A 10,126-nucleotide genomic window follows, 5' to 3' on the forward strand; every position below is an offset into this window, starting at 1 on the left:
CGGCCGGTTTGGCGGCGACGCGCAGGCCGGCGTACACTTTCTGTTCGGCGCACAGCGTCCACTCCGGCATGCCCACCCTGCGCTTCGGTGGGAGCTGGAGCCGCGGCTGGCGCGGGCATCTGATCTTGGTCAGTTCCCCGTGTAAGGCGTTGTGGGCCGCCCGGAGCAATCGACGTCAGGACAGCGGAGGACATGCCGAAAAAAGACGGAGCCATCGAGATCGAGGGTCGAGTCATCGAGCCCCTGCCGAACGCTATGTTCCGCGTGGAGCTCGCGAACGGCCACAAGGTGCTGGCTCACATCAGCGGCAAGATGCGGCAGCACTACATCCGTATCCTGCCGGAGGACCGGGTCGTCGTCGAACTCTCGCCGTACGACCTGACCCGCGGGCGCATCGTCTACCGCTACAAGTAGTCCTGACGGCGGCCGGGAAGTCCCGTGTCCGTCTTCGACGTCCGGTCTCGCGTCTCGCGCGTTCCCGGGCCAGATGGGAAGTAAGGCAACCGTGAAGGTCAAGCCGAGCGTCAAGAGGATCTGCAACAAGTGCCGGGTTATCCGACGGCACGGCCGGGTCATGGTCATCTGCACCGACCCGCGCCACAAGCAGCGCCAGGGCTGATCTCAGCCCGTCCGGCCGGACACGGTCGGGTGGCGTTGTGTCGGGCAGATCCTTAGCGACACACACAACACACATGCTCGTCCCAGCCGCGAGCGGTACGTGAAGACGTACTCCTTCGTGGCTGACCCCCGGTCGGAGGCCGGGGCCCGCTCGGGCAGCGACCGATCCCGGTCGCCGACGCTTATCGCGTCGGAAAGACGGGACGGCCGGTAGCGGGATGGGACGGGTCCACACCTCCGCCACACATCACGAGGAGTACGCCCGCACATGGCACGTCTAGTCGGCGTGGATCTCCCCCGCGAGAAGCGGATGGAAATCGCGCTCACCTACATCTTCGGGGTCGGTCGCACCCGCGCCCTGGAGACACTCGCCGCTACCGGCATCTCGCCGGACAAGCGCGCTCGGGACCTCACGGACGAGGAGCTCGTTCAGCTCCGCGACCACATCGAGGGCAACTACAAGGTTGAAGGCGACCTGCGCCGCGAGGTCGCCGCTGACATCCGCCGCAAGGTCGAGATCGGCTGCTACGCCGGCATCCGGCACCGCCGGGGCCTGCCCGTGCGTGGCCAGCGGACCAAGACCAATGCACGGACCCGCAAGGGCCCGAAGCGGACCGTCGCCGGCAAGAAGAAGCCCGGCAAGAAGTAATAGGAGCGCACAGACTTATGCCACCGAAGGCTCGTGCCGGAGCCGCTGTAAAGAAGGTCCGGCGCAAGGAACGCAAGAACGTCGCCCACGGGCAGGCGCACATCAAGAGCACGTTCAACAACACCATCGTGTCCATCACGGACCCGACCGGTGCGGTCATCTCCTGGGCCTCCGCTGGCCAGGTGGGCTTCAAGGGCTCCCGCAAGTCGACTCCGTTCGCCGCGCAGCTGGCCGCCGAGGCCGCCGCGCGTCGCGCCATGGAGCACGGCATGCGCAAGGTCGACGTGTTTGTCAAGGGCCCCGGCTCCGGCCGGGAGACCGCTATCCGTTCGCTGCAGGCCGTCGGGCTGGAGGTCGGCCAGATCGCCGACGTCACCCCGCAGCCGCACAACGGATGCCGTCCGCCTAAGCGTCGTCGGGTCTGAGAGGTAGAGAGAGATGGCTCGTTACACCGGTGCTGACTGCCGCCGTTGCCGGCGGGAGAAGATGAAGCTGTTCCTCAAGGGCAGCAAGTGCGATGGTCCGAAGTGCCCGTTCGAGTCCCGGCCGTTCCCGCCCGGGCAGCACGGCCGCGGCCGCACGAAGGAGACGGAGTACCTGCTCCAGCTCCGCGAGAAGCAGAAGGCCCGCCGTGTCTACGGCGTGCTGGAGAAGCAGTTCCGCGGTTACTACGAGGAAGCCGTTGGCAAGCAGGCCAAGACCGGTGAGGTCCTCCTGCAGATCCTCGAGTCGCGGCTGGACAACGTCGTTTACCGGGCCGGCTACGCCCACTCGCGGGACATGGCCCGCCAGCTGGTCAAGCACGGTCACTTCACGGTGAACGGCAAGAAGGTCGACATCCCGTCGTACCGCGTCAAGGAGCACGACATCATCGAGGTTCGGGCCAAGAGCAAGGAGCTCACCCCGTTCATCGTCGCGCAGGCTCAGGCCGGCTCGAAGACGGTGCCGGCGTGGCTTGAGGCCATCCCGAGCCAGATGAAGGTGCTCGTGCACTCCCTCCCGGCCCGGCAGGTCATCGACACGCAGGTCCAGGAGCAGTTGATCGTCGAGCTCTACTCCAAGTAGTCGGGCTCGTTGCGGTGGCCCGTCCTTCGGGGCGGGCCACCGGAACAGTTTGTGTCGTGGACGTCAAATAGCGGGCGTCCCGGAAGAGAAGAGACAAGATGCTCATCAGTCAGCGACCCTCCCTCTCCGAGGAGTCGATCAACGAGACCCGGTCGCGGTTCGCCATCGAGCCGCTCGAGCCGGGCTTCGGCTACACCCTGGGCAACTCGCTGCGGCGCACCCTGCTGTCGTCGATCCCGGGTGCGGCGGTCACCTCGATCAAGATCGACGGTGTGCTGCACGAGTTCACCACGATCCCCGGTGTCAAGGAGGACGTGGTCGAGCTCGTCATGAACATCAAGGAGCTGTGCGTCAGCTCCGAGCACGACGAGCCGGTCAGCATGTACCTGCGCAAGCAGGGCCCGGGCGACGTGACCGCGGGCGACATCCAGCCCCCGGCCGGTGTCTCGGTGCACAACCCGGACCTGAAGCTCGCCACCCTGAACGGCAAGGGCCGGCTCGACATGGAGCTGACCGTCGAGCGGGGCCGGGGCTATGTGACGGCGGCGCAGAACAAGCAGTCCGGCGCCGAGATCGGCCGCATCCCGGTCGACTCGATCTACTCGCCGGTGCTGAAGGTGACCTACCGCGTCGAGGCGACCCGTGTCGAGCAGCGGACCGACTTCGACCGGCTGATCATCGACGTCGAGACCAAGCCGTCGATGGGTCCGCGTACCGCGCTGGCCTCCGCCGGTTCGACGCTCGTGGAGCTGTTCGGGCTTGCCCGTGAGCTGGACGAGACCGCCGAGGGCATCGACATCGGGCCGTCCCCGCAGGACGCTCAGCTGGCGGCGGACCTCGCCCTGCCGATCGAGGAGCTGGACCTCACCGTCCGTTCCTACAACTGCCTCAAGCGCGAGGGCATCAACTCCGTTGGTGAGCTCATCGGGCGCACCGAGGCCGACCTCCTCGACATCCGCAACTTCGGTCAGAAGTCGATCGACGAGGTCAAGATGAAGCTCGCCGGGATGGGTCTGGGGCTGAAGGACTCTGCCCCGAACTTCGACCCGGCGCACGTCGTGGACACCTTCGGCGAGGCCGACTACGACACCGACGACTACCGCGAGACCGAGCAGCTCTAGTCCGCGCTGCCGCCACAACTGAGGAGCACCAAAAATGCCCACGCCCACCAAGGGCCCCCGCCTCGGCGGCAGCCCCTCGCACGAGCGGCTGATGCTGGCGAACCTGGCCACCGCGCTGTTCCAGCACGGCAAGATCCAGACCACCGAGACGAAGGCCCGGCGGCTGCGCCCGTTGGCCGAGCAGCTCATCACCAAGGCCAAGCGCGGTGACCTCGCCTCGCGGCGTCGGGTGCTGGGTGTCGTCAAGGACAAGGACGTTGTCTACGCCCTGTTCGACCAGATCGCGCCCCGGTACTCCAACCGCCCCGGCGGTTACACCCGGATCGTGAAGACCGGTCCCCGCAAGGGTGACAACGCGCCGATGGCGATCATCGAGCTGGTCGAGGAGCTTCAGGTCGCCGAGCCCAAGGTGAACAAGAAGACCGCGGCCCGCAAGGCGGCGCAGCAGGACAAGGTCGAGGCGCTCGCCCCGGCTGACGAGGCCCCGCAGTCGGCCCCGGCCGACCAGGACTCCGAGGCGCCGGTGTCGGCGTCCGGTGACACCGCCGCCGCCCGCGAGGACAGCGACGAGGCCACCGAGAACAAGGCCTGATCAAGGGCAACGTCGGGCCCGGCACCCCCATCGGGGTGCCGGGCCCGACCCATGACAGGAGGTACGAGGTGGACGAGCGCATCCGGCTCCGGCTGGACGTCTCGTACGACGGCGCCGGTTTCTCCGGCTGGGCCGCCCAGCCGACGCGGCGCACCGTCGCCGGGGTGCTCGTCGAGACCCTGGACCTGGTCCTCGGTGCCGGCACGGCCACCGGATTGACAGTGGCGGGACGGACCGACGCCGGCGTGCACGCCACAGGTCAGGTCTGCCACCTGGATCTCCCCGTCGACGTGTGGCGTCAGCACGAGGGACGGCTGCTGCGTCGGCTGGCCCGGCTGCTCCCCACCGACGTGCGCGTACGGGCGATGACCGCGGTGCCGGCAGACTTCGACGCACGCTTCTCGGCCACTTTCCGGCGCTACGAGTATCGGGTCACCGACGCGCCCTTCGGCGCGGAGCCGCTGCGCCGGCACGAGGTGCTGGCCTGGCCGAAGCCGCTGGACCTGGCCGCGCTGAACGCCGCCGCGACCGGCCTGGTGGGGGAGCACGACTTCGCCGCGTACTGCCGGCGCAAGGAACACGCGACGACGCTGCGCGAGGTGACCCGGCTGGACTGGCGTCGCGACCCGGACGGCATCCTTGTCGCCACCGTGCAGGCGGACGCGTTCTGCCAGGCGATGGTGCGCAGCCTGGTGGGGGCCATGCTGGTGGCCGGCGACGGCCGCCGCCCGGTCGAGTGGCCGGGCAGCCTGCTCACCCGCAGGGAACGGTCCAGCGAGGTCACGGTGGCCCCGGCGCACGGGCTGACCCTTGTCGAGGTCGGTTATCCGGCCGACCCGGCCGAGTACGCCCGCCGCGCCGACCTCACCCGCCGCCTGCGCGTCCCGGCCGACGACGCAGTGTCGATCGAGGGCTGACGGTCAGTCGCCCGGCAACTCGTCGTCGTTGCTGCCGCTCTGGGTTCCGCTGCGCTCGGTCGGCTCCGCCGTCGGCTGTGCTGCGATTGCGGTGTCGGCCCGGCGTTGCAGGACGCCCCGGCTGAGATGCACCTCGATCATGTCGAACAGGATCTCGCGGATCTTGGCGTCGCCGGACTTCACAGCGGTGCCGTCCGCGCGGACCACAAGCGCGTACGCCAGGTAGTGCCCGCGGACCTGCCAGCCGACCCGCGCCGGTGCGCTTGTCAGCACGTCGGTGCCGTCATCGTCGCCGGCGGTCAGGCCTCGGAAGCGGCCCTGCCGTTCGTCGAGCAGTTGCCGGAGCCGGTCCCGGGTCCGTTCCGCGCTCACCTTGTCGGTGAGGTTGAACAGGCCTGTGGTGACCAGGTGGTCGCCGCCCGGGGCGCGCAGCGTGGCCCGGACGACCTGGTTGCAGCCGAGCCGGACCAGCAGGTCGGCCACCTCGCCGGTGGCGGCGACCGCGCAACTGCCACTGGAGTGCGTCTTGAGCACCTGGTAGGCGGGCTGCCCGTCGGTGAGCTTCAGTTCCTTGGCGGGGAAGAGTTCCTTGGCGGTGAGCGGGGACTGGTCGGTGTCCCGGGAGTCGAGGTCCTGCCGCTGCGGGGAAGGGTTCGGGGCGGCGTTCGGCTGGAGGGTCGGAGTGGTTTGCGGCTCCTGGTTGCGGTCCGCAAGCAGAGCGGCGGCGCCCAGGCCGCAGAGGGCGAGCAGCACCAGGACGGCGGCACCGCCGATCACCGCCTGCCAGAGCCGTCCGCCACCGCGCCGGGTGGTCGGTTCCACCGGATGCGCGGAGGTGTAGACCTGACCGAGGGGGGTGGCCTCCGGAGCGGCGGCACGGGCGACCGGTGGCGGCTGGGCCGAGGGCAGCATCAGCTGGTTCGCCCGGGGCAGCGACGGGGCGGGGAAGCGCGAGGGGGAGGGCCCGGCGGGCGGGGGCGACCCGGCGCCGGGTGCGGGCAGGTCGGACCCAGGCCCCGGGTACTCCTCGAATGCGTCCTCATCGGACTCGTACCGATACACCATGTCGCCCAGAGTAGGAGCCCTTGTCCCTTTAGGGGGTAATAATGGAGAAATGTATGTGTGGCCCGTGTCGTGGAGCCACCTGAGCCGGTGCGAGAATTGCCTGCGTGACCGGCGACCATTACTTCACCGCTCAACCCGCCAGCGACGCCCCGGCGCGCGAGGTCGAGTTCACTGTCGCCGACCGCGACTACCGGCTCGTCTCGGCCGGCGGGGTCTTCTCCGCCAGCCGCCTCGACCCCGGCACTGCCGTACTCCTGCGCAAGGCCGACCTGCCCGCAGAAGACGCCACGGGCGACCTGCTCGACCTCGGGTGCGGATTCGGGCCGATCGCGTGCGTGCTGGCCGACCTGGCACCTGCGAGCACCGTCTGGGCGGTCGACGTCAACGCCCGCGCCCGCGAGCTGACCGAAGCCAACGCGGCCCGGGTGAACGCCGCCGACCGGATCCTGGTCCGCGCGCCGGACGAGGTGCCGGAAGACCTACGGTTCGCCCAACTCTGGTCCAACCCACCCATCCGGATCGGCAAGGACGGCCTGCACGAGCTCTTGCTGCGCTGGCTGCCCCGGCTCGCCCCGGAGGGCGTCGGCTGGCTGGTCGTCGCCCGCCACCTCGGCGGCGACTCGCTGCACCGATGGCTCGTTGACCAGGGCTGGCAGGTCGAGCGGCACGCCAGCCAGAAGGGGTTCCGGGTGCTGCGGGTCACCCGGTAATTGGATGTCCCCCCGGCCGTTGCTGGGGCAGGATCCCGGCGTGGGATACGTGGACGTGGCAGCGGTCGGGCACATCCTGCCCGACGGTCGGGAACTCTTCGCCGACGTGTCGTTCCGGGTCGGCGAGGGCAGCAAGGTCGCCCTGGTCGGGCCGAACGGCGCGGGAAAGACGACGCTGCTGCGGATGGTCGCCGGTGACCTGCCGGTGCGCACCGGCGCCGTCGCGCGGGCCGGCGGTCTCGGCGTGATGCGCCAGTTCATCGGCATGATCGGCGACGAGACGACACTCGCCGACCTGGCGCTGTCGCTGGCACCGCCGCCGCTGCGTGAGGCTGGCAGGCGGCTTGCCGAGACCGAGGCGGCCATGCGGGCGGCCGAGGTCCGCGGCAAGTTCAGCAACGCGGCCGGCAAGGCCCAGTTGGCGTACGCCGATGCGCTGGGCGCCTGGGGCGAAGCCGGCGGGTACGACGCCGAGGTGCTCTTCGACACCGTCGCCACAATCGTGCTCGACAAGCCCTGGGACGCCGTCCGGGACCGGCCGGTGCGCACCCTCTCCGGTGGGCAGCAGAAGCGCTTCGCGTTGGAGTTGCTGCTGCGTGGCCCGGACGAGGTGCTGCTGCTCGACGAGCCGGACAACTTCCTCGACGTGCCCGGGAAACGCTGGCTGGAGGCGCGGCTGCGCGAGTCGGCCAAGTCGGTGCTCTACGTCTCGCACGATCGTGAGCTGCTGGCACAGACCGCCGACCGGGTGGTCGCAGTGGAGGGCGGCAGCGCCTGGGTGCACCCGGGTGGCTTCGCGAGCTGGCACGAGGCGCGGACGAACCGGCACGCACGCCTCGACGAGCTGCGTCGACGGTGGGACGAGGAGCACCAGAAGCTGCGTGAGCTGATGCTGATGTACAAGCAGAAGGCGGCGTACAACGACGGGTTGGCCTCGCGTTACCAGGCCGCGCAGACCCGGCTGCGCAAGTTCGAGGAGGCCGGGCCGCCGCCCGTACCCCCGAAGGACCAGGACATCCGGATGCGGCTGACCGGCGGGCGGACCGGCAAGCGCGCCGTCGTCTGCGACAAGCTTGAGCTCGACGGCCTGACATTCCCCTTCGACCTGGAGATCTGGTACGGCGACCGGGTGGCGGTGCTCGGTGCCAACGGCACCGGCAAGTCGCACTTCCTGCGGCTGCTGGCCCGCGGCGGCACCGACCCCGACCCGGCGAACGGGCCCGTCGACGGCGCGGGCGCGCTCGCCCCGGTGGCACACGACGGCACGGCCCGGCTCGGTGCCCGGGTCCGACCCGGGCACTTCTCCCAGACGCACGACCGGCCGGAGTTGATGGCGAAGACGCTTGTCGAGATCCTCTGGCGGGGCGACGAGCACCGCACCGGGATGGACCGGCACGCGGCGATGGGTGTGCTCAGCCGGTACGAGCTGGCCGCGCAGGGTGACCAGCGGTTCGGCACGCTCTCCGGCGGGCAGCAGGCCCGGTTCCTGGTGCTGCTGCTGGAGCTGTCCGGGGCGACCCTGCTGCTGCTCGACGAGCCCACCGACAACCTCGACCTGGCCAGCGCCGAGGCCCTGGAGGCGGGCCTGAACGCGTTCGAGGGGACGGTGGTGGCTGTCACCCACGACCGGTGGTTCACGCGCTCGTTCGACCGGTTCGTGCTGTTCCGGGGCGACAGCGAGGTGGTGGAAACCCCGGAGCCGGTCTGGGACGTGGGCTGAGCGCGAAGGAAGGGCCTCTTACTAACGCCAGGCGTTAGTAAGAGGCCCTTCCTTCGCTGGGCATAGGGTGGATCTCGTGACTGATATGACCTATCGCCGGCTGGGCGACTCCGGGCTCGTTGTTTCCGTGGTCGGCATCGGCTGCAACAACTTCGGCCGCAAGCTCGACCTGGACGGCACCCGCGCGGTTGTCGACGCCGCCCTGGACGCCGGTATCACCCTGTTCGACACCGCCGACATCTACGGTGAGCCGCAGGGTGGCTCGGAGGAGCTGCTCGGGCAGGCGCTCAAGGGCCGCCGCGACGACGTGGTGGTGGCCACCAAGTTCGGCATGGACATGAACGGCCTCAACGGGCCGGACTTCGGCGCCCGGGGCGCGCGGCGCTACATCGCCCGCGCGGTGGAGGCGTCGCTGCGCCGGCTCGGCACCGACCACATCGACCTGTACCAGATGCACGAGCCCGACCCGGGCACCCCGATCGACGAGACCCTCGCCGCCCTCGACGATCTGGTGCGTGACGGCAAGGTGCGCTACCTGGGCAACTCCAACTTCGCCGGCTGGCAGATCGCCGACGCCGACTGGGTGGCCTCGTCCAACGGTCGGGCCCGCTTCATCAGCGCGCAGAACCACTACAACCTGCTGGAGCGGTCCGTGGAGACCGAGGTGATCCCGGCGTGTGAGCGGTTCGGCCTCGGCATGCTGCCGTTCTTCCCGCTCGCCAACGGTCTGCTCACCGGCAAGTACAAGCGCAGCGAGCAGCCCCCGGCGGGCAGCCGGCTCTCCGGCGGCGGCCGGTACGCCGAGCGGCTCGCGGCGGCCGACTGGGACACCATCGAGGCGATCGAGGCGTACGCCGCCGAGCGGGGTCTGACGGTGCTCCAGGTGGCGATCGGTGGGCTGGCCGCCCAGCCGGCGGTGACCTCGGTGATCGCCGGTGCCACCACGCCCGAGCAGGTGCACGCCAACGCCGCTGCCGGCACCTGGGAGCCGAGCGACGAGGACCTGGCGGCGCTGCGCGCCATCCTCTGAACCGAGGGTCCGTACGAGTGCGGGCCGGGCCGCTCGTCGCGGCCCGGCCCGGTCGTCGTCTGGGCGCCGCAGCGCCCGTCGGTCAGCTGGCTCGGCGGCGACCGAACAGCATCGCCACACCCATCGCGGCGGCGGTGAGCACCAGGCCCGCGGCCGCGATCGGCCACCAACCGCCGCCCACCCCGCGCCCACGGGGCGTGTCCGCCGCGGCAGTCATCGCCACCGGCGCGGGAGCCGGTGCCGTCTGCGCGACAGTCGCCTGAATCTCGGCGGCCGCCTTACCCGGGTTGGGCGCCGGCGCGGTCACCGTCACCCGCCACCGGCCCGGGGAGAGCACGGGACCGCTGCTGTAGAAGCCCTGCCCTTCGGGTGCCGGTTCCAGTTGCAGCGGGCCGAGCTTCTGCCCGTCCGGGCCGGTGCCGGTGAGGACCAACCGCACCGGCTTGTCCAGCCGGTGCCCGTCACCGTAGGTGGCCTGGATGGTGACCCCCTCGGCACCGTCACCGGCGACTTCCAGCTTGAGCTTGCCGCCGTGCGCCGCCGCCGGGCCCGTGGAGAGCAGGGCCAGGACCAGCCCGACGAGTACGGCGGTGACCACCGCGCGGATACGTGTCACGGACGTCTCCTCACTGAAACTGA

General features: G+C 70.2%; 13 protein-coding genes. 11 read left to right on the forward strand and 2 right to left on the reverse strand.

What is annotated here, in order from left to right; translation table 11 throughout:
* The first annotated feature begins 192 nt into the window (after positions 1 to 192).
* The 8 genes from infA (at position 193) to truA (ending at position 4,962) form a co-directional block, all read left to right on the forward strand.
* Positions 193 to 414 carry a translation initiation factor IF-1 gene (gene infA / locus ACFY2Q_RS26960; RefSeq protein ID WP_007073013.1) on the forward strand — a complete coding sequence of 74 codons (222 nt, stop codon included), beginning with the start codon at positions 193 to 195 and terminating at the stop codon, positions 412 to 414.
* A 91-nt stretch (positions 415 to 505) separates the two neighbouring features.
* Positions 506 to 619, forward strand: coding sequence for a 50S ribosomal protein L36 (gene rpmJ, locus ACFY2Q_RS26965; RefSeq protein WP_012184307.1), 114 nt, complete (start codon positions 506 to 508; stop codon positions 617 to 619).
* Between the two features lie 267 nt (positions 620 to 886).
* Positions 887 to 1,267: a 30S ribosomal protein S13 gene (gene rpsM / locus ACFY2Q_RS26970; RefSeq protein ID WP_007465236.1), complete on the forward strand. Its 381-nt coding sequence runs from the start codon at positions 887 to 889 to the stop codon at positions 1,265 to 1,267.
* A gap of 17 nt (positions 1,268 to 1,284) precedes the next feature.
* The gene (gene rpsK, locus ACFY2Q_RS26975; protein WP_030329919.1) at positions 1,285 to 1,692 is read left to right on the forward strand and encodes a 30S ribosomal protein S11; all 408 of its coding nucleotides are present in this window, start codon (positions 1,285 to 1,287) and stop codon (positions 1,690 to 1,692) included.
* A gap of 13 nt (positions 1,693 to 1,705) precedes the next feature.
* Positions 1,706 to 2,332, forward strand: coding sequence for a 30S ribosomal protein S4 (gene rpsD, locus ACFY2Q_RS26980; RefSeq protein WP_357006894.1), 627 nt, complete (start codon positions 1,706 to 1,708; stop codon positions 2,330 to 2,332).
* Between the two features lie 98 nt (positions 2,333 to 2,430).
* On the forward strand, positions 2,431 to 3,453 hold the full coding sequence (locus ACFY2Q_RS26985) for a DNA-directed RNA polymerase subunit alpha (protein ID WP_007465227.1): 1,023 nt from the start codon (positions 2,431 to 2,433) through the stop codon (positions 3,451 to 3,453).
* A gap of 34 nt (positions 3,454 to 3,487) precedes the next feature.
* Complete coding sequence (rplQ, locus tag ACFY2Q_RS26990) at positions 3,488 to 4,045, forward strand: 50S ribosomal protein L17 (RefSeq protein ID WP_387134908.1); 558 nt, start codon at positions 3,488 to 3,490, stop codon at positions 4,043 to 4,045.
* A gap of 68 nt (positions 4,046 to 4,113) precedes the next feature.
* Positions 4,114 to 4,962: a tRNA pseudouridine(38-40) synthase TruA gene (truA, locus tag ACFY2Q_RS26995; protein ID WP_387134910.1), complete on the forward strand. Its 849-nt coding sequence runs from the start codon at positions 4,114 to 4,116 to the stop codon at positions 4,960 to 4,962.
* 3 nt (positions 4,963 to 4,965) lie between these two features.
* On the opposite strand, the gene ACFY2Q_RS27000 is transcribed toward truA, so the two are convergent.
* Entirely contained in the window at positions 4,966 to 6,027 is a 1,062-nt protein-coding gene (locus ACFY2Q_RS27000; RefSeq protein WP_387134913.1) for a hypothetical protein, read from the reverse strand.
* A gap of 104 nt (positions 6,028 to 6,131) precedes the next feature.
* On the opposite strand from ACFY2Q_RS27000, the gene ACFY2Q_RS27005 reads away from it, so the two are divergent.
* The 3 genes from ACFY2Q_RS27005 to ACFY2Q_RS27015 all read left to right on the forward strand — a co-directional run bounded on the left by ACFY2Q_RS27005 (position 6,132) and on the right by ACFY2Q_RS27015 (position 9,487).
* Positions 6,132 to 6,737: a class I SAM-dependent methyltransferase gene (locus ACFY2Q_RS27005; protein ID WP_387134915.1), complete on the forward strand. Its 606-nt coding sequence runs from the start codon at positions 6,132 to 6,134 to the stop codon at positions 6,735 to 6,737.
* A 40-nt stretch (positions 6,738 to 6,777) separates the two neighbouring features.
* Positions 6,778 to 8,457: an ABC-F family ATP-binding cassette domain-containing protein gene (locus tag ACFY2Q_RS27010; protein ID WP_387134917.1), complete on the forward strand. Its 1,680-nt coding sequence runs from the start codon at positions 6,778 to 6,780 to the stop codon at positions 8,455 to 8,457.
* Between the two features lie 67 nt (positions 8,458 to 8,524).
* Positions 8,525 to 9,487: an aldo/keto reductase gene (locus ACFY2Q_RS27015; protein WP_387134920.1), complete on the forward strand. Its 963-nt coding sequence runs from the start codon at positions 8,525 to 8,527 to the stop codon at positions 9,485 to 9,487.
* Between the two features lie 82 nt (positions 9,488 to 9,569).
* On the opposite strand, the gene ACFY2Q_RS27020 is transcribed toward ACFY2Q_RS27015, so the two are convergent.
* The gene (locus ACFY2Q_RS27020) at positions 9,570 to 10,103 is read right to left on the reverse strand and encodes a hypothetical protein (RefSeq protein WP_387134922.1); all 534 of its coding nucleotides are present in this window, start codon (positions 10,101 to 10,103) and stop codon (positions 9,570 to 9,572) included.
* Positions 10,104 to 10,126: the final 23 nt, after the last annotated feature.

The organism is Micromonospora sp. NPDC000316 (genome assembly GCF_042898885.1).
Taxonomy (GTDB): Bacteria; Actinomycetota; Actinomycetes; order Mycobacteriales; family Micromonosporaceae; genus Micromonospora.